General features: G+C 72.5%; 15 protein-coding genes. 9 read left to right on the top strand and 6 right to left on the bottom strand.

Annotated elements, in window-relative coordinates; translation table 11 throughout:
- Positions 1 to 53 precede the first annotated feature (53 nt).
- Complete coding sequence (locus ACZ4TV_RS03620) at positions 54 to 1,895, top strand: AMP-dependent synthetase/ligase (RefSeq protein WP_468130262.1); 1,842 nt, start codon at positions 54 to 56, stop codon at positions 1,893 to 1,895.
- 78 nt (positions 1,896 to 1,973) lie between these two features.
- Here the strand turns inward: ACZ4TV_RS03620 and sph are convergent, their stop codons facing one another.
- The gene (sph, locus tag ACZ4TV_RS03615; protein ID WP_468130260.1) at positions 1,974 to 2,963 is read right to left on the bottom strand and encodes a sphingomyelin phosphodiesterase; all 990 of its coding nucleotides are present in this window, start codon (positions 2,961 to 2,963) and stop codon (positions 1,974 to 1,976) included.
- 129 nt (positions 2,964 to 3,092) lie between these two features.
- Between sph and ACZ4TV_RS03610 the strand changes: the two genes are divergently transcribed.
- Entirely contained in the window at positions 3,093 to 3,989 is an 897-nt protein-coding gene (locus ACZ4TV_RS03610) for an oxygenase MpaB family protein (RefSeq protein WP_468130258.1), read from the top strand.
- Between the two features lie 6 nt (positions 3,990 to 3,995).
- Here ACZ4TV_RS03610 and ACZ4TV_RS03605 read toward each other — a convergent pair whose 3' ends face one another.
- Entirely contained in the window at positions 3,996 to 5,534 is a 1,539-nt protein-coding gene (locus ACZ4TV_RS03605) for a M1 family metallopeptidase (RefSeq protein WP_468130256.1), read from the bottom strand.
- 670 nt (positions 5,535 to 6,204) lie between these two features.
- Between ACZ4TV_RS03605 and ACZ4TV_RS03600 the strand changes: the two genes are divergently transcribed.
- From ACZ4TV_RS03600 to ACZ4TV_RS03580, 5 genes are all read left to right on the top strand, one after another.
- Entirely contained in the window at positions 6,205 to 7,068 is an 864-nt protein-coding gene (locus ACZ4TV_RS03600; protein ID WP_468130254.1) for an SCO6745 family protein, read from the top strand.
- 83 nt (positions 7,069 to 7,151) lie between these two features.
- Positions 7,152 to 9,635 carry a Tex family protein gene (locus ACZ4TV_RS03595; RefSeq protein WP_468130252.1) on the top strand — a complete coding sequence of 828 codons (2,484 nt, stop codon included), beginning with the start codon at positions 7,152 to 7,154 and terminating at the stop codon, positions 9,633 to 9,635.
- Positions 9,636 to 9,920: 285 nt separating this feature from the next.
- Positions 9,921 to 10,421, top strand: a complete 501-nt coding sequence (locus ACZ4TV_RS03590; protein ID WP_468130250.1) for a M78 family metallopeptidase domain-containing protein — start codon at positions 9,921 to 9,923, stop codon at positions 10,419 to 10,421.
- On the top strand, positions 10,411 to 11,586 hold the full coding sequence (locus ACZ4TV_RS03585; protein WP_468130248.1) for an MAB_1171c family putative transporter: 1,176 nt from the start codon (positions 10,411 to 10,413) through the stop codon (positions 11,584 to 11,586). The genes ACZ4TV_RS03590 and ACZ4TV_RS03585 overlap by 11 nt, the downstream gene beginning before the upstream one ends.
- A gap of 7 nt (positions 11,587 to 11,593) precedes the next feature.
- On the top strand, positions 11,594 to 12,391 hold the full coding sequence (locus ACZ4TV_RS03580) for an SDR family NAD(P)-dependent oxidoreductase (protein ID WP_468130246.1): 798 nt from the start codon (positions 11,594 to 11,596) through the stop codon (positions 12,389 to 12,391).
- 79 nt (positions 12,392 to 12,470) lie between these two features.
- On the opposite strand, the gene ACZ4TV_RS03575 is transcribed toward ACZ4TV_RS03580, so the two are convergent.
- The 3 genes from ACZ4TV_RS03575 to ACZ4TV_RS03565 form a co-directional block, all read right to left on the bottom strand.
- Entirely contained in the window at positions 12,471 to 12,806 is a 336-nt protein-coding gene (locus ACZ4TV_RS03575; RefSeq protein ID WP_468130244.1) for a hypothetical protein, read from the bottom strand.
- A gap of 379 nt (positions 12,807 to 13,185) precedes the next feature.
- On the bottom strand, positions 13,186 to 14,823 hold the full coding sequence (locus ACZ4TV_RS03570) for an ABC-F family ATP-binding cassette domain-containing protein (RefSeq protein WP_468130242.1): 1,638 nt from the start codon (positions 14,821 to 14,823) through the stop codon (positions 13,186 to 13,188).
- A 130-nt stretch (positions 14,824 to 14,953) separates the two neighbouring features.
- Positions 14,954 to 15,700: an enoyl-CoA hydratase/isomerase family protein gene (locus ACZ4TV_RS03565; protein WP_468130710.1), complete on the bottom strand. Its 747-nt coding sequence runs from the start codon at positions 15,698 to 15,700 to the stop codon at positions 14,954 to 14,956.
- Between the two features lie 88 nt (positions 15,701 to 15,788).
- On the opposite strand from ACZ4TV_RS03565, the gene ACZ4TV_RS03560 reads away from it, so the two are divergent.
- Complete coding sequence (locus ACZ4TV_RS03560; protein WP_468130240.1) at positions 15,789 to 16,493, top strand: HdeD family acid-resistance protein; 705 nt, start codon at positions 15,789 to 15,791, stop codon at positions 16,491 to 16,493.
- Positions 16,494 to 16,623: 130 nt separating this feature from the next.
- A complete protein-coding gene (locus tag ACZ4TV_RS03555) occupies positions 16,624 to 17,163 on the top strand; it encodes an ATP-binding protein (RefSeq protein ID WP_468130238.1) in 540 nt (179 codons plus the stop codon).
- A gap of 71 nt (positions 17,164 to 17,234) precedes the next feature.
- On the opposite strand, the gene idi is transcribed toward ACZ4TV_RS03555, so the two are convergent.
- The gene (gene idi / locus ACZ4TV_RS03550) at positions 17,235 to 17,834 is read right to left on the bottom strand and encodes an isopentenyl-diphosphate Delta-isomerase (RefSeq protein ID WP_468130236.1); all 600 of its coding nucleotides are present in this window, start codon (positions 17,832 to 17,834) and stop codon (positions 17,235 to 17,237) included.
- Positions 17,835 to 17,937: the final 103 nt, after the last annotated feature.

The raw sequence follows: 17,937 nt of genomic DNA, 5'->3' as shown, positions 1-17,937 counted from the left end.
GGTTCAACAGTATTGCTGTCGCACCAACGATGTGAAACGGCCAGGAGCTGCCCATGACCACGAACCTGCGACTGCCCGGACGACCCGAAGAGATCACCCTCCCCGCCCTGCTGGCCCGCAACGCCGCCGAGTGCGGGGACCTCCCCGCCCTCTCGTGGCGCGCCGGCCCCGACGCGGCCGACTGGACGACCCTCACCTGGGGCGAGGTGCGCCGCAAGGTCGCCGTCCTCGCCTCCGGATACGCCGCCCTCGGCATCGAGCGCGGCGAGCACGTCCTGCTGATGATGGGCAACCGCCCCGAGCACTGGCTCAGCGACCTCGCCCTCGTCCACCTCGGCGCCGTGCCCGTCACCGTCTACGGGACCTCCGCGCCCGGGCAGATCGCCCACATCGCCCGCCACAGCCGGGCCAGGGTCGCCGTCGTCGAGGGCGCCCGCGAGCTCGTCCGCTGGGAACCGCTGCTGGCCGACGAGGACGTGCCCCTCCAGCGCCTCGTCGTGGCCGAGGCCGCCGACGCGGGCGGGCACCCCACCTACGCCTCCGTGTACGCGAGCGGCGCCCGGCTCCACCGAGCCGACGCCTTCGAGAAGGCCTGGCAGGAGGCCCGCCCCGAGGACCCGCTGACCGTCGTCTACACCTCGGGCACCACCGGCGACCCCAAGGGCGTGCGGCTGACCCACCGCAACCTCATGCTCCAGGCGGTCCGCCTCGACCGGCACGTGGAGCTGCCCGAGCACGCCGAGCACATCTGCTACCTGCCCTTCGCGCACATCGCCGAGCGGGTCCTCGGCATCTACCTGCCCCTGCTGCGGGCGGCGCACGTGCGGCTGTGCGCCGACCCCACCGCCGTGGCCGCAGCGGTCCGCGAGCTGCACCCGGTGCAGTTCTTTGGCGTACCCCGGGTCTGGGAGAAGCTCGCCGCCTCCGTACGGGCGGTCCTCGCGCAGCTGCCCGAAGCGCAGCGCGGCGCCATCGAGGCCGCGAACGACCTCGCCCGCGCCCGGGCCGGCCACCGGGAGCGCGGCGAGGAGGTACCGGCCGCGCTCGAAGCCTCGTACGCCCGGGCGAAGGAGCAGGCGCTCGACCCGCTGCTGCGCCTCGCGGGCCTGGACCGGCTGGTCTGGACGGCCAGCGCCACCGCGCCGATGCCGATCGACGTGGTCCGCTTCTGGGCCGGCTGGGGCATCACCATCATGGACGCGTGGGGGCTCACCGAGACCGCCGGCGTGTGCACGGTCAACAGCCCGGACGGCTTCCGGCTCGGCTCGGTGGGCCGCCCGATCGAGGGGCTGGAGCTGCGGCTCGCCGAGGACGGGGAGATCCTCACCCGGGGCGCGACCGTCTTCGGCGGCTATCTGCGGCCCGACGGTTCGGTGGAGAGCGCGTCGGACGCGGAGGGCTGGTTCCCCACCGGGGACATCGGCCGGCTCGACGAGGACGGGTTCCTCTGGCTCACCGACCGCAAGAAGGAGCTGATCATCACCTCCACCGGCAAGAACGTCTCGCCGGCGCTGGTGGAGAACACGGTCAAGGAGCACCCCCTCATAGGCCAGGCGCTGGTCCACGGCGACGGCCGCTCCTACCTGGTCGCCCTGCTGGTCCTGGACCCGGAGCTGGCCCCGGTCTGGGCCGCCGCCCGGGGCATCGAGACCGCCTCCCCGAGCGCGCTCGCCGAGCACCCGGTCGTCCGGGAGGAGATCGCCCGCGCGGTCGAGGCGGCCAACGCCCGGCTCAACCGGACCGAGCAGATCAAGCGCTACCGGCTGCTGACCGAGGAGTGGGGCCCCGAGACCGGGGAGCTCACCCCCTCGCTGAAGCTGCGCCGCCGGGTGGTCCGCGAGAAGTACGGCGCACTGATCGAGGGACTGTACGAGGAACCGTACCGGGCGGTGTGACCCGGACCCCGACGGCCCGGTCCGGTGGGCGGCACAGCGCTCACCGGACCGGGCGGGCCCGCCGGAATCAGCGGCCGATCAGCGGCCGATCAGCGGGTAGTGGTCGGAGAGGTTGGTGTAGGTGTAGGAGGTGCCCCAGCTGGAGACAGTCCAGGGCGCCGACTGCTCCAGGACCACGTTGTTCTCCCAGCCCGCCGGGCGGGCGTTGCCCTTGCGGTAGAGGACGTAGTCCAGGTCCTCGCGCGGGTCGCTCGGGTAGCGGTACTTCGCTATCGAGTTCAGGGCGGTGTCGAAGGAATACGGGTGACCCGTGCGCGTGTCGGTGTCGGCGAGGTCGGCGTTGGCGAGCAGGGTGGCGTACTCGGGCGTGCGCGAGTCGACGTTGAGGTCGCCCGCCACGATGACCTGCTCGTCCGCCGGGATGTTCTTCCCGTCCAGGAAGGCGTCGACGGCCCGGAACTGACGGGCACGCATCTCCGCGGCCTCGCCCGCGCCGCAGCCCGGGTCGGTGGACTGCGCGTGCGTGCCGACCACGTGCACCCTGGCGCCGTTCACGTTCAGCACGACGTAGGCGAAGCCCTTGTTGGACCACCAGTCGGCGCCGCAGGCGTCCTTGTAGACCACCTGCTCCTTGCGGACGATCGGCCACTTGCTGAGGATCGTGACGCCGCCGTCCTCCGGGGTGGTGGAGGAGTACGCGCCGCCCGTGGCGTCCCAGCCGGTCCTGCTGCGGCCGACGACCGGGGTCTGGTACGGGTACTGCGCGGCGGAGTTCGCCTTCAGCGCGTCCGAGGCGGCGTTGTCGAAGGCCTCCTGGAGCACGACCACGTCGTGGCCCCGGTAGAAGGGGGCCTGGGGGATCTGCGCCGCCCGGTGGTCCTGGCCCCAGTTCGGGTAGAGGTTCTTGCTCATCAGGAAGACGTTGTACGACAGGACGCTGAGCCGCGGGGCGGCGGCGCTCTCCGCGGCCGCGGCGGCGGGCGCGGTGGTGGCGGCCAGGGTGCCGGCGGCGATCGCCGCGACGGTCGCGGCGGCGGCGCGGTGGCGGCGGTGGGAGGTGGGCAGCATGAGGTCTCCATCATTCCTGCGGGGGAAGATCGGCTCCGTCATCCAAGCAGCCGCGGTTACCTCTGGGTAACACCCGTGACAAGACTTTCTGTCCGGCTCGGGGCCATCTGGCTCTCGCATACTTGGCATATGACGAACACGGCCCGGCACCCATCGGAAAGCCGCCCCGCGGGAGGCCGCACCGACCCCGTGCCACCGCCGCCCGGCGGGGTGCTGTGGACCATCGCCGGCGACGTCCGGGCCCTGCTGATGCTGCCCGCCGCCTTCACCATGCAGGTGGCGCACCCCGCGATCGCGGCCGGCGTCGACGAGTACTCCGTCTTCCGCACCGACCCGTGGGGCCGCGGCGAGCGTTCGCTGCGCTCGGTCCAGCTGTGGGTGTACGGCGGGGAGGGCGCCGCCGAGGAGGGCCGCCGGGTACGCCGCCTGCACAAGGACATCCAGGGCACCGACACCCGCGGCCGGCGCTACCACTCCCTCGACCCCGCCTGCTACGCGTGGGTGCACGCCACCGGTTTCCCGGTCTACCTGTACGCCGGGCGCTACCTGCTGCGCCGTTTCACCCCCGCCCAGGAGCGGCAGCTCTACCGGGAATGGCTCCAGGTGGGCCGGATCCTCGGCCTGCGCGACCAGGACATGCCGCAGAGCATCGAGGAGTACTGGACGTACTGGGCCCGGATGCTGGCCGAGGAGATCGAGCCCACCGAGGTGGCCCGCGAGCTGGTCGCCACCGATGTGCCGCTGCCCCGGCCCGAGATCGGCCCGCCCGCCGTGCGCCTGCTGCTGCGGCTCACCTGGCCCGTGCTGCGGGTGGCGTTCCTGCGCCTGCGGGCCTTCGTCACCGTCGGGTACATGCCGCCCGAGGCGCGCGCCGCGATCGGGCTCGACTGGAGCCCGGCCCAGGAGCGCAGGCTCCGGCGGTTCAGCACGGCCGTACGGCTCCTCGTACCGCTGCTGCCGGAGCGGCTGCGGTACCTGCCCATCGCGCGGGCGGCGCGGGCCCGATGGCGCGCCGCCGCCCGCTGACGGACCTCAGTGCGCGTCGTGCTCTTCGTGCTTGCCGTGCTGGTGGATCGTGTTCGTCTCCGCGATCTTCTTCCACGACTTGGGCTCCGCCGACGGCACCGGGGCGGCCCGCAGTGAGCGGGCGCCGGGGAGCGCGGTCCCGGGGTTCAGGGCGGAGGCGTCCGGCTTGCCCGGGGTGTAGAGCCAGGTCTCGAACAGCTGGGCCAGCGGCTTGGCGGAGACCTTCTCGGCGTAGCGGACGAAGTCCCCGACCTTGGCGTTCCCGTAGGCCCGCTCGGTCGGCCAGCCCTTGAGGATCTGGAAGAAGCTCTCGTCGCCGATCTCGTTGCGCAGCGCCTGCAGGGCGATGGCGCCACGGTCGTAGACGGCTCCGTGGAACTGGTTCTCCGGACCCGGGTCACCCGGCTTGACCTGCCAGAACGCGTCCTCGGCCGGGCGTACGGCGTAGGCCCAGTCGGCGAGCTCCTGCGCGGTGCCCTCGCCCTCCTTCTCCGACCACAGCCACTGGCTGTAGCGGGCGAAGCCCTCATTGATCCAGATGTCCTTCCAGCCCTCGACGGACACGCTGTCGCCGTACCACTGGTGGGCCAGCTCGTGCACGACCACCGAGACGTTGGCGCCGTTCTGGAACTGGCGCGGGCCGTAGAACGGCCGCGTCTGGGTCTCCAGGGCGAAGCCGGCGCTCACGTTCGGAACGTAGCCGCCCAGGGCGTTGAAGGGATACGGCCCGAAGACGCCCTCCAGCCACTCGGTGACCTCGCCCGTCCGCTCCACGCTCGCCCGCGCCGCGCCCGCGTTGTCGCCGAGGTCCTTGCTGTAGGCGTTCAGGATCGGCAGCCCGCTCGCCGTCTTGTCGGTGGTGATGTCGAACTTGCCGACGGCGAGGGTGGCGAGGTACGTGGCCTGCGGCTTGTTGGAGCGCCAGTTGTACCGGGTCCAGCCCAGCCGCGAAGTCTGCGACTGGAGCACGCCGTTGCTGATCGCCTGGGTGCCGTCGGGGACGTTGACGGACACGTCGAAGGTGGCCTTGTCCAGCGGGTGGTCGTTGCTGGGGAACCACCAGACCGCCGAGTCCGGCTCCTGCGCCGCCACGCCGCCGTCGGGCGTGCGGTGCCAGGCCGTCCAGCCGTCCACCTTCAGCTCGGAGGGCTTTCCGGCGTACTTGACGACGACGGTCAGCGGGGCGTTGCGCGCCAGCGGCTTGGCCGGGGTGACCTCCAGCTCCTGGGTACCGGACGTGGCGAACCTCGCCTTGACGCCGTTGACCCGGATCTCGCTGACCTGGAGGCCGAAGTCGAGGTTGAAGCGGGACAGGTCCTGCGTGGCGGTGGCGAGGAGGGTGGCGGTGCCTTCGAGCAGGTCCGTCTGCGGCTGGTACTTCAGGCGCAGGTCGTAGTGGGACACGTCGTATCCGCCGTTGCCGCTGGCCGGGTAGTAAGGATCGCCGATACCCGGGGCACCCGGACCGGAACTCGCCGCCGACGCCGGGATCACCAGCAGCAGGGAGGCGGCGAGCACGCTCGGGGCGATGACTTTGCGGTGCACGAATGGCTCCAAGTGGTAGGGGAGACAGATCGGTTCGAGTTCGTCGACCGTATTCACCCGTGGCCGCTCACGTCATGTCCATGGCCCCTGCTGTCACACGATCGCCATTCGGCCGTCACGGGCCGGCGGTCAGCGCGGTGATGAGGCGGGGCGCCGAGCGGTGGGCAGACCCCGCCGACGGACCGGCGCTGCCGGGCCGGGGGCCCCTGGCCTGCGGCGCAGCCGGCGGCTCACGGCACGCCGGTGCCCGCGCAGCCGATGCCGAACGGCGCGCCGGGGACGGGAACACCAGTTCCAGGGGTCGGATCCGGCCGTGAGGATCGGCTGAATCGAGCGCCGCGCACCGCCGGTTTCGGTGGGGTCGGGTGTGTGTCGGGGCGATCCCCGCAGGGCGTCGAACGCAACCACGCCGCACTCCCCGACCCCTCGCCGCGTTCGGCACCCGAGGAGACGCCCCGGCGCGCGCCCGCCCTCGCCGAAACCGCCCTCGCCGAAACCGGCCTCGCCGAAACCGCCCTCGCCGAACCGCGCCCGCCGAAACCGCGCCCGCCGAAACCGCGCCGCCGACGCGCGGTCACGGCCCGACGGCTCGGGGTCGCCTTCGCCGTGAGACCCGCAACACGGGCCCCGCCCCTACCCGGCATACCAAGCAGTCGGTAACCTGCGGCGCATGACGCTTCCCCCGCTCGCCGCCCGTCGCTGCTGGCACGCCGCGATCAACCCGCTGCACGCCACCGCCTACTTCTCGCCGGACACCGCCAAGGAGTTCGCCGCCCTCGGGATCACCCACCCCGTCGCCGTCAACCTCTCCGCCCGCTCCGCCGCGATGGGAGCCGTCGGGGCCGGCGCCGTCACCTCCACCTTCTACAACTACCGCCACGACCTCATCGCCCGGCACCTGCCCGCCGTCTGGGACACCGCCACTCCCGAGCAGGTCCTCGCCGCCCGGCTGCGGGGCGTGGACGCCACCCTGCGCCGGCTCCTCGGCGCCGACACCATCGAGTCCCCCGAGCTGTCCGAGGCCGCCGACCTGGCGATGCGCGCCACCGAGGCCTGCACCCGGCACGCCCGCACCCTCTACGCGGCCCACGCCGACCTCCCCGTGCCCGAGGAGCCGCACCTGCGGCTGTGGCACGCCACCACCCTGCTGCGCGAGCACCGCGGCGACGGCCACCTCGCCGCGCTGCTCCTGGCGGGCCTGGACCCGGTCGAGGCGCTGATCAGCCACACCGCCACCGGCAAGGGCATGACCCCGAAGTGGCTCAAGGGCATGCGCGGCTGGGACCAGGCGGACCTCGACGCCGCCACCGACAGGCTGCGCGAGCGCGGCGTGCTCGACGCCGCCGGTGAGCTGACCGAGGAAGGCGTCGCCCTGCGCGAGCGGCTGGAGACCGACACCGACCGCCTCGACGCCGCCCCCTACGAGCACCTCGGCGCGGCCGCTCTGGCCCGCCTCACCGAGCTCGGGGGCGGCTTCGTGGTCCGGGCCGTGACCGCGGGGGCCTTCCCCGCGGACCTCATGGGCAAGGCCTGACGGAAGGGCTCCCGCGCTCCGTCACCGCCACCTGCCACAATTGGCAGCCTTCCAGTGCAAACGAAGGCAGGCGGGACCCGATCGTGACGACGTCCATCGAAGGCAGGATCGCCGAGGAGCTCGGCGTACGGGAGCAGCAGGTCAAGGCCGCCGTCGAGCTGCTCGACGGCGGCTCCACCGTGCCGTTCATCGCGCGCTACCGCAAGGAAGCGACCGAGATGCTCGACGACGCCCAGCTGCGCACCCTCGAAGAGCGGCTGCGCTATCTGCGCGAGCTGGAGGACCGGCGCGCGGCGATCCTGGACTCCGTCCGGGAGCAGGGCAAGCTCGACGCCGAGCTGGAGGCGCGGATCAACGCGGCCGACACCAAGGCCCGGCTGGAGGACATCTACCTGCCCTTCAAGCCCAAGCGGCGCACGAAGGCGCAGATCGCCCGGGAGGCCGGTCTGGAGCCGCTCGCCGAGGGCCTGCTGGCCGACCCGTCGGTGGAACCGGCCGCCGCGGCGGCCGCGTTCGTCGACGCCGACAAGGGCGTCGCCGACCCGGCAGCCGCCCTGGAGGGCGCCCGGGCCATCCTCACCGAGCGGTTCGGCGAGGACGCGGACCTGATCGGCGAACTGCGCGAGCGCATGTGGGGCCGCGGCCGGCTCGCGGCGAAGGTCCGCGAGGGCAAGGAGGAGGCGGGCGCCAAGTTCGCCGACTACTTCGACTTCGCCGAGCCGTTCACCGCGCTGCCCTCGCACCGCGTCCTCGCGATGCTGCGCGGCGAAAAGGAGGACGTGCTCGACCTCACGCTGGAGCCCGAGGCCCCCGAAGACGCGGTGAGCCCCGGCCCGTCCACGTACGAGGGCCTGATCGCCCGCCGCTTCGGGGTGAACGACCGCGGCCGCCCCGGCGACAAGTGGCTGGCCGACACGGTCCGGTGGGCCTGGCGCACGAAGATCCAGGTGCACCTCGGCATCGACCTGCGGATGAGGCTGCGCCAGGCCGCCGAGGACGAGGCCGTACGGGTCTTCGCGTCGAACCTGCGCGATCTGCTGCTCGCGGCGCCCGCCGGCACCCGGGCCACGCTCGGCCTGGACCCGGGCTTCCGTACCGGTGTGAAGGTCGCCGTCGTGGACGCGACCGGCAAGGTCGTGGCCACGGACGTGATCTACCCGCACGTGCCCGCCAACAAGTGGGACGAGTCCCTCGCCAAGCTCGCCCGCCTCGCCGAGCAGCACGCCGTCGAGCTGGTCGCCATCGGCAACGGCACGGCGTCCCGCGAGACCGACAAGCTGGCCGGGGACCTCATCACGCGCCATCCCGAGCTGAAGCTCACCAAGGTGATGGTCTCGGAGGCGGGCGCCTCGGTGTACTCGGCCTCGGCGTTCGCCTCGCAGGAACTGCCGGACATGGACGTGTCGCTGCGCGGCGCGGTGTCGATCGCCCGCCGGCTCCAGGACCCGCTCGCCGAGCTGGTCAAGATCGATCCGAAGTCGATCGGCGTCGGCCAGTACCAGCACGACCTGTCCGAGGTGAAGCTTTCGCGCTCGCTCGACGCGGTCGTCGAGGACTGTGTGAACGGCGTCGGCGTGGACGTCAACACCGCCTCCGCGCCGCTGCTTTCGCGCGTGTCGGGCATCAGCGGCGGACTCGCCGAGAACATCGTGGCCCACCGCGACGCCAACGGCCCCTTCCGCAGCCGCAAGGGGCTCAAGGACGTGGCCCGGCTGGGCCCGAAGGCGTACGAACAGTGCGCGGGCTTCCTGCGGATCCGCGGCGGGGACGACCCGCTGGACTCCTCGGCCGTACACCCCGAGGCCTACCCGGTCGTGCGGGCGATGGGCAAGACGGCGGGCGGCGAGGTGGCGGCCCTGATCGGCAACACCGGCGTCCTGCGCTCGCTGCGGCCGGAGCAGTTCGTCACCGAGGCCTTCGGCCTGCCCACGGTCACGGACATCCTGCGCGAGCTGGAGAAGCCGGGCCGCGACCCGCGCCCCGCCTTCAAGACGGCGACCTTCAAGGAGGGCGTGGAGAAGATCGGCGACCTGGCCCCCGGGATGATCCTGGAGGGAGTGGTCACCAACGTGGCCGCCTTCGGCGCCTTCATCGACATCGGCGTCCACCAGGACGGGCTGGCGCACGTCTCGGCACTGTCGAAGACCTTCGTCAAGGACCCGCGGGACGTGGTCAAGCCGGGCGACATCGTCCGCGTGAAGGTCATGGACGTGGACATCGCGCGCAAGCGCATCTCGCTGACCCTGCGACTGGAGGACGAGGCCGGGGCGGAGCGCGGCGCCGGCGCCCCCAGGCAGCGCGAGGACCGGCAGGAGCGGCGCGGCGGTGGTGCCCGTCCTCCGCAGCAGCGCGGCGGGGCGGGGGCCCGCGAGGGCGGCGGCGGCCGGAACCAGGGCCAGGGCGAGCGTGGTCAGGGCCAGCGCGGTCAGGGCCAAGGCGGCCAGGGCCAAAGCGGTCAGGGCCGGCGTCAGGGAGGCGGCAGCGCGCCCGCCCCCGCGAACAGCGCGATGGCGGACGCCCTGCGCCGGGCGGGCCTCACCGTCCCCGAGGAGCGCCGCAAGCGCTAGCAAGCGCTGGGGGGTGTCTTGCAAGGGCGGCTTGCAGCCACCCGACGCGTGAAGATCTTCGTACAGGATGGCTGAATAGGTCCCTCACCTGGGGACTTGCCTTGCCAACTCGCGTACAAGATCTGTAGGCATGGTGGAACGCCCGTTCGTCACCCGGCGGACGGGCTTCCGCATTTCCCCCTCAGGACCGCACTCCCCGAGGCCGCCTTGAAGGCACAGGACGCCATGCCCATGCCCACACACGCCTACCGACGCTGCCCCGGAAAGGGTCCGAAGAGGGATCACATGCCCCACCGGCAACTCAGCATTCGCAAAAGGTGCGAGAACATTCTCGGCCATCTGGATCTCACCCACCCGTTCTCCCTCGATGTCCTGTGCCATCGGATAGCCGAGCAGCGCGGCCGCCCCATCCAGCTGCACCCGCTGCCCAAAGAGGCGGCGGAGTCCGGAGTCTGCGGACTGTGGGTGGGCACCGCCAGCGTCGACTACGTCTTCTACGAGGCGCAGACCACGCCGCTGCACCGGGAGCACATCGTCCTCCACGAGCTCGGCCACATCCTCTTCGGCCACCACTCGCTGGAGGGCGAGGAGAACGACGGAAACGCCCCCACCGTGCTCGGGCGCACCAACTACACCACCCGCCAGGAGCAGGAGGCGGAGATGCTCGCCAGTATGATCCGCATCCGCACGGCGAACGCCGGCCCCCGCTCGGCCGCCCCGGCCCGGGGCACCCTGGCCCGCCTGGAGTCCGCCATGGGATACGAGCGGGGCAACGATGGCAACTGACCTGACCGACTTCGGCAACTGGCTCGCCGTGCCGAGCGTCGTGTGCCTGTGGATCGCGGTCCTCCTCCGCGCCCCCGGTGCCCTGCGCTCCCCGCAGCAGCGCGGGCTGTGGCTGGCCGTCGCCACCGCCGCCGCCGCGATGACGCTCAACCTCCCCGACGTCGTCTCGTACGCGATGAGGCGCGGCGCCGAATACGCCCACGCGATCGGGCTCTACCGCAACTTCATCGGCGTGCTGTCAGCGGGAGCCGTGCTCTACTTCGTGGCCGCGGCCACCCGCGGCCGCCGGCTCCAACTCGCCTCCTGGATCGCCACGATGGCCTGGCTGGGCACACTGCTGGCCCTGGACGCGGCCGCGCCCTCGCACGGCACGCACACCATGCCGCCGGTCGGCGATCCGGTGCCCTCCCTCGCGTACTGGCTGGTGCTGATCTCCGCGCACGTGATCGCCAACGTCCTGTGCGTCGCCCTGTGCTGGCGCTACAGCCGCCGCACCGAGAGCCGGGGCCTGGCCGCCGGACTGCGGCTGTTCGGCCTCGGTACCGCCCTCGCCGGGCTGTTCTGGCTGGCGTACCTGCTCAAGGCCCTCTTCGGCAGCACCTGGGCGATGCCCGCCCTGCCGCTGCTGATGAACCTGCACGGCCTGTTGCGGGCCGCCGCGATCCTCGTGCCGACCCTGTTCACCCTGCGCCGCACCGCCGCCGACACCACCACCGCCTGGCGGCTGTGGCCGCTGTGGCGCGACCTGGTCGAGGCGGTCCCGCACGTCGCCCTCAACAAGCCCCGGGCCGGCCGGGTGGTGGAGCTGCTGTGGCCGCCCGTCCCGCGCAACCTGCTGGTGTACCGCAAGGTCATCGAGACCCGCGACGCGATCCTGATCCTGGGTGAGTACGTGCCCCCGGGCGCCCTGGAGCGCGCCCGCGGCCAGGTCGCCGGAAACGGGGTGCCCGAGCAGCGCCGCACCGCGGCCGCGCTGGCCCGCGTACTGAAGGAGGCGCGGCAGGCCAAGCTCGACGGACTGCCCGGGCAGGCGGGCGAGGCGGCCGCGCTGGAGCTGCCCGCCGCCATCCACACCTCGCAGGAGGGCGGCGACCTGGCGGACGAGGCCCGGTTCCTCGTCGATGTCGCCCAGGCGTACGCCGCGCCCGCCACCACAAGGAAGTGAAGCCGTCGTGACGACCGTACCGACCACCGTACTGATCACCGGAGCCAGCGCCGGACTGGGCGCGGCCTTCGCCCGGGGCTTCGCGGCCAAGGGCTGCGACCTGGTCCTCGTCGCCCGCGACAAGGACCGGCTCGAAGCCGTCGCCGACGAGCTGGCCCGGGAGTACGGCACCGCCTCAGAGGTGCTGGCCGCCGACCTGCTGGACGCGGGGGACCGCGCGGCGGTCGCCGAGCGGCTCGCCGACCGGACCCGGCCCGTGGACATGCTGGTCAACAACGCGGGCTTCGGGCTGCCCGCGCCCTTCCCGTACAGCCCGGTCGAGGACGAGGAGCGGATGCTCGACCTGCTGGTCAAGGTCCCCCTCCGGCTCACCCACGCCGTGCTGCCGGGCCTGCGCGAACGCCGCCGGGGCGCGATCCTCAACGTCTCCTCGGTGGCGGGGCTCCTGCCGACCGGGACGTACGGGGCCGCCAAGGCCTGGGTCACCGCGTTCAGCGAGTCGCTCCGGGTGGACATGGAGCCGTACGGGATCCGGGTCCTGGCGGTGGTCCCCGGGTTCACCCGCACCGAGTTCCAGGCGCGCGCCGGGATGGACGTCAGCGCGCTGCGCGACGCGGTGTGGCTGGAACCGGAGGCCGTGGTCGCCCAGGCGCTGAAGGACCTGGCCCTGCGCCGACCGGTCAGCATCACCGGCCGCCGCTACCGGGCGTACGCCCTGGCCGCCCGCCATCTCCCGCGCGGCTTCGTGGCCCGCAGGATGGCCCGCACCCGGCGCGCTCCCGGGGAGCGGCCGGCCGAGCGCTGAAGCCGACGCACGCGGCAGCACGGTGCGCGGACCGGTGACCGGTCCGCGCACGGTGTGCTCCGAGAGGGGATGCCCCTGATCAATGGCCGTGGCCGTAGCCGTGGCCGTGGCCGTGGCCGTAACCATCGCCGTGACCATGGCCGTGGCGGTGTCCTCCATAACCGTTGTCGTCGTCATCGTGGTCCCCGCCGCGGTGGTGCCCGGCGTAGCCCTTGTCGTCATCGTCGTTCCAGCCGCGGTTGTGCCCGCCGTAGCCCTTGCCGTCGTCGTCGCAGCCGCCGCCGGCCACGTAGGAGACGGGTTGGGCCGGGGCCGCCGCCGATGCGGTGCCTGCCGTGCCGAGCGCGGCCCCACCGGCCATCAGGAGACCGGCCGCGGAGGCCACGAAAAGGCGCTTCGCTCTCTGTGCATGCATGGGAGTTCCCTTTCCTTCCACCCTCTCGCACCTCGTGGGAGGCACAAGGGGGCGGAACCGCAACCGCGAGGAAGATGTGCGGCGCGGATCGGTACGGGGCCGCCGGAAGTGCGGAGACATGTCCGGCCACGAGGCCTGGGGCGCCCCATGGGTCCCGGAACGGGGCACGCGTCAGAGGTCCAAACCCTGGTGACGCACGGCTCCGGGCACGGGAGCGTGCTCCGCTGTTGCGGCTCTCACTAACCAAGGCTAGTCGCGCCCGGGCCGGTCGGCACCTCGGGACGCCGACCCACCCGCGTGAGCGGGGCCGCCAACTGCCCGTCCGTGCACGTCCGCTCGCCGTCCGCAACGTCCGCAGGTGCCTGCGGTACGGACCCTGCTAGAGCTCGACGACCTTGCCGCCCGAGACCTCGAGGCGGCGGGTCACGTGCACGGCGTCCAGCATGCGGCGGTCGTGCGTGACCAGGAGGAGCGTGCCCTCGTATGACTCGAGGGCGGATTCCAGCTGCTCGATCGCCGGGAGGTCGAGGTGGTTGGTGGGCTCGTCCAGGACCAGCAGGTTCACCCCGCGGCCCTGCAGCAGCGCCAGGGCGGCACGGGTGCGCTCGCCCGGGGACAGGGTGGCCGCCGGGCGCAGGACGTGAGCCGCCTTGAGGCCGAACTTCGCCAGCAGCGTGCGGACTTCGGCCGGCTCCGTCTCCGGGACCGCCGCGCAGAAGGCCTCCAGCAGCGGTTCGTCGCCGAGGAACAGGCCGCGCGCCTGGTCCACCTCGCCGACCAGGACGCCGGAACCGAGGGCGGCGGAGCCGGAGTCCGGGGTCAGCCGGCCCAGCAGGACGGCGAGGAGGGTGGACTTGCCTGCGCCGTTGGCCCCGGTGATCGCCACCCGGTCCGCCCAGTCGATCTGGAGGCTGGCCGGGCCGAAGTCGAACTCCCCGCGCCGGACGGCCGCTTCGCGCAGGGTGGCCACCACCGAGCCGGAGCGCGGGGCCGCCGCGATCTCCATGCGCAGCTCCCACTCCTTGCGTGGCTCCTCGACGACCTCGAGCCGCTCGATCGCCCGCTGCGTCTGGCGGGCCTTGGCGGCCTGCTTCTCGCTCGACTCGCCCCGCAGGTTCTTGCCGATCTTGTCGTTGTCGGACGCCTTGCGACGGGCGTTGCGCACGCCCTTGTCCATCCAGTTGCGCTGCATCTGGGCCCGGCCCTCAAGGGCGGACTTCTTGCCCGCGTACTCCTCGAACTCCTCGCGGGCGTGGTCGCGGGCGCGCTCGCGCTCCTCCAGGTAGGACTCGTAGCCTCCGCCGAAGAGGTTGATCTGCTGCTGCGCCAGGTCCAGTTCGAGGACCTTCGTGACGGTCCGCGTCAGGAACTCGCGGTCGTGGCTGATCACGACCGTGCCGGCGCGCAGCCCCTTGACGAACCGCTCCAGCCGTTCCAGACCCTCCAGGTCCAGGTCGTTGGTGGGCTCGTCGAGCAGGAAGACGTCATAGCGGGATAGCAGCAGCGAGGCGAGGCCCGCGCGGGCCGCCTGGCCACCGGAGAGCGCGGTCATGGGCAGGTCGAGGCCCACCGTGAGGCCGAGCTCGGCGGCGACCTCCTCGGCCCGCTCGTCGAGGTCGGCGCCGCCGAGGTCCAGCCACCTGTCCAGGGCCGTCGCGTACGCGTCGTCCGCGCCCGGGGTCCCGTCCACCAGGCCCTGCGTCGCCGCGTCGAGCTCCGCCTGAGCGGCGGCCACGCCCGTACGGCGGGCCAGGAAGTCCCGTACCGACTCGGCGGGCCGGCGCTCGGGCTCCTGCGGCAGGTGGCCGACGGCGGCGGTGGGCGGGGAGAGTCGCAGCTCCCCGGTCTCGGGGGTGTCCAGCCCGGCGAGCAGGCGCAGCAGGGTGGACTTCCCGGCGCCGTTCACGCCGACGAGGCCGATGACGTCGCCGGGGGCGACGACGAGGTCGAGATCGGCGAAGAGCGTGCGCTCACCGTGCGCGGCGGTGAGCTTCTTGGCGACGAGGGTTGCAGTCATGATGGGCCGATCCTATCCGCGCGGGGACCGGGCCCCGGATGACGGAGGCGGCCCGTCACCCCGTGTGGTCGGACCATCGCGAAACGTGTTCGTCGCCGGAGGGAGCCGCTTCAGCCTGGGGTGATCCGCTTCAGCCCGCGGTGGTCCACGTGAAGCGGGGCGCCCGGCGCTCCAGGAACGCGGCGACCCCCTCGGCGGTGTCCGCGCTTGCGGCGGCCTGCTCCTCCCAGTGCCCGTCCCGGTCCGTCCGGCCGTCCGTGAACTCCTTGGCCGCCGCCTGGGTCAGCTGCGAGCGCGAGGCCAGGATCCGGGTGAATCCGGCGACGCGCTTGTCCAGTTGGCCGGCCGGTAGCAGCTCGTTCAGGAAGCCGGCCCGCAGCGCCTGGTCCGCGCCGATCAATTCCGCCGAGAAGAGGAGGTACTTGGCCCACGCCGGGCCGACCAGAGCCGCCAGCCTGCGGGTGGAGGAGGCCGGGTAGACGATGCCCAGCTTCGCCGGGGTCACCCCGAACGACGCGCCCTCCTCCGCGAAGCGCAGATCGCAGGCGGCCGCCAGCTGGCTGCCGCCGCCCACGCAGAACCCGCGGATCGCCGCCAGCGTCGGCTTCGGGAAGGCCGCCAGGGCCTCCTCCGCCGTCACGGCGAGGGCCCGAGGGTCCTCGTCCCCGGTCAGCGAGGAGATGTCCGCACCCGCGCAGAAGGTCGGTCCGGCCCCGGTCAGTACGAGCGCCCGTACGGCCGGGTCGCCCGCCAGGCCCGTCAGCAGCTCCGGGAGCGCCCGCCACATCGAGGCGGTCATGGCGTTGCGCTTGGCGGGATGCGAGATGACGACCGTGGCCACCCCGTCGGCGACCGTGTGCAGGAGGGTTGCTTCCAGGGCTGCGTCCATGCGCCGGATGCTATCCCGGGCGCTCAAACCTATGATCGAGGGAGTCCGTCCGGGGGTGCGAGGAGGTGGCGCGTCCATGGGCACAGACCGTGCAGCCCGTACCGAGGCCAAGGCCGGGGCCAAGGCGAGGAGCCGGGAGCCGCAGCGGGAGAAGAAGAAGCTCAGCCGTAGTTTCGGGTTGCTGGCGCTGCTCGGCGTGATCCTCGTGCTGGCCGGTCTGGTCGGCCTGGTCTACACCGGCGTGGCCACGCTCACCTCGATGTTCCTCTTCGGCTGGCTGCTGCTGATCGGCGGTGTGGTGGGTCTGCTGCAGGCCGTGCAGTCGCGCGGGAGCAACTACTTCTGGCTCGCCGTCATCGTCGCCGCGATCAACCTCGCGGCGGGGTTCGTGATCCTGCGCCGCCCCGAGGCGAGCGCCGAGGCGCTGACCATGTTCGCCGCGCTGCTCTTCCTCACCGGCGGGGTGTTCCGGCTGGCCGGAGCGCTGGTGGTGCGCGGCGGCAACTTCGGGCTCGCGCTCGTCCAGGGCGCCTTCGGGGTCCTGCTGGGGATCTTGATCCTGTCCAACTGGCCCGGCAACAGTCTGTACGTGATCGGAACCTTCTTCTCCCTCGCCCTCCTGTTCGACGGCCTGAGCCTGGTCGCCCTGGGCATGGGGGCCCGGCGCATCCTGGGGTTGGTCAGGGAGGACGAGCTGCCGATGGAGGCGGCCGCGGCGGACGGGACGCGCGAGGCGGCCGAGAAGCGTCCGACAGAAGATCAGGAACAGTCGAACAACTGACTCTGTCATACGCCAGTGGTCAGAAAGTGTCCGATTGACGCTGACTTCTGGTCAGCAGTCCGGCCCGGACGGGCCCGTTCCCCACTCTTGACGCGTGGAGACGATCGAGCGTGAAGACGGGGGACGGAAGATGGATGTCAGCGGGAGCGTCCCGCCAGCCCGGGAGGGGGAGCCGGAGGCTCCGGCCGACCCCCTCGCCTACGAGGGAGTGTGGAGGTTCACCGCGCCCGCAGTAGAAGAATCCGTTCCGCAGGCCCGCCGGGCGGTCCGGGACCTGCTCGGGCGCCAGGGGGTGCCGGCGCCCCAGGACCTCGTGTACTCCCTGCTCCTGATCGTCTCCGAACTGGTGACGAACTCGGTCCGGCACGCCGCCCTGCTCTCGCCGGAGGTCGCGGTCGAGGTCGCGATCGGCCGTGAGTGGGTACGGGTGGCCGTCGAGGACAACCACCCCTACCGCCCCAAGGCGCTGGAGGCCGACTTCGGCCAGACCGGCGGCCGGGGTCTGCTCCTGGTACGGGAGATCACGCGGGAGGCCGGCGGGGTCTGCGACGTCGAGCACACCTCGACCGGCGGCAAGGTCATCTGGGCGGCCCTGCCGCTCACCGCCCGGCCGCTCGCCACCCCGCCGACCGTCGCCCCGCCGCTCGCCGCCCCGCCGACCTCCGGCTGAGCGGCGGACGGCGGCTCGGCGAGGCGGACGGCGGGACAGACGGCGAGGCGGACTGCGGGACGGCGTACGGGCTACCAGCCCGCCGCGTCCCCGGTCAGCTCGCGGATCGCGGGCCGCGCCGCGTCCAGTACGGTCATGAACCAGGCCGAGAACGGCACTTCGGCATGCCGCTTCGCCAGCTCCTCCGCGGTGACGAAGGCGGTGTCCTCGACCTCCTCCGGATCCGGCCGCACGGCCGCCTGCGCGAGTCCCACGAACAGGTGATTGAACTCCTGCTCCACCAGACCCGACGCGGGGTCCGGATGGTTGTAGCGCACCGTCCCCGCCTGCGCGAGCAGCGAGGGCGACAGCCCCAGTTCCTCGTGGGTCCGCCGGGCCGCGGCCGCGAACGGGGACTCCCCGGGATAGGGGTGACCGCAACAGGTGTTCGACCAGACGCCGGGGGAGTGGTACTTCCCGAGGGCCCGCTGCTGGAGCAGCAGACGGCCCTGCTCGTCGAAGAGGAACACGGAGAACGCCCGGTGCAACTGCCCGGGCGCCTGATGGGCGGAGAGTTTCTCCGCCGTGCCGATGGTGTTGCCGGACTCGTCGACCAGTTCGAGCATGATCGGTTCTTGAGTTCCGGTGCCGTTGGACGCGCTCTTCGCGGCGGTGGCTGGTGTGGTCGGCATACCCATCCTTCGCTTCGGACTCCGGCCTTCAGTCTGCCGTACAAAAGGGGCTTGTCCCTACTTCGGAGATCCGCGCATGTCCGCCCCGCGCCGCGTGGTAGGC

It is taken from the genome of Streptomyces sp. NPDC028910, assembly GCF_055564955.1.
This window is presented reverse-complemented; position numbering and strand designations above follow the sequence as displayed.

Excerpts from the sequence above, each read along its gene's own strand:
- sph (WP_468130260.1), bottom strand. The coding sequence starts at position 2,963 with ATGCTGCCCACCTCCCACCGCCGCCACCGCGCCGCCGCCGCGACCGTC.
- ACZ4TV_RS03590 (WP_468130250.1), top strand. The coding sequence starts at position 9,921 with ATGCCCCACCGGCAACTCAGCATTCGCAAAAGGTGCGAGAACATTCTC.
- ACZ4TV_RS03610 (WP_468130258.1), top strand. The coding sequence starts at position 3,093 with ATGACGAACACGGCCCGGCACCCATCGGAAAGCCGCCCCGCGGGAGGC.
- ACZ4TV_RS03560 (WP_468130240.1), top strand. The coding sequence starts at position 15,789 with ATGGGCACAGACCGTGCAGCCCGTACCGAGGCCAAGGCCGGGGCCAAG.
- ACZ4TV_RS03570 (WP_468130242.1), bottom strand. The coding sequence starts at position 14,823 with ATGACTGCAACCCTCGTCGCCAAGAAGCTCACCGCCGCGCACGGTGAG.
- ACZ4TV_RS03555 (WP_468130238.1), top strand. The coding sequence starts at position 16,624 with ATGGATGTCAGCGGGAGCGTCCCGCCAGCCCGGGAGGGGGAGCCGGAG.
- ACZ4TV_RS03620 (WP_468130262.1), top strand. The coding sequence starts at position 54 with ATGACCACGAACCTGCGACTGCCCGGACGACCCGAAGAGATCACCCTC.
- ACZ4TV_RS03600 (WP_468130254.1), top strand. The coding sequence starts at position 6,205 with ATGACGCTTCCCCCGCTCGCCGCCCGTCGCTGCTGGCACGCCGCGATC.
- ACZ4TV_RS03585 (WP_468130248.1), top strand. The coding sequence starts at position 10,411 with ATGGCAACTGACCTGACCGACTTCGGCAACTGGCTCGCCGTGCCGAGC.
- ACZ4TV_RS03575 (WP_468130244.1), bottom strand. The coding sequence starts at position 12,806 with ATGCATGCACAGAGAGCGAAGCGCCTTTTCGTGGCCTCCGCGGCCGGT.
- idi (WP_468130236.1), bottom strand. The coding sequence starts at position 17,834 with ATGCCGACCACACCAGCCACCGCCGCGAAGAGCGCGTCCAACGGCACC.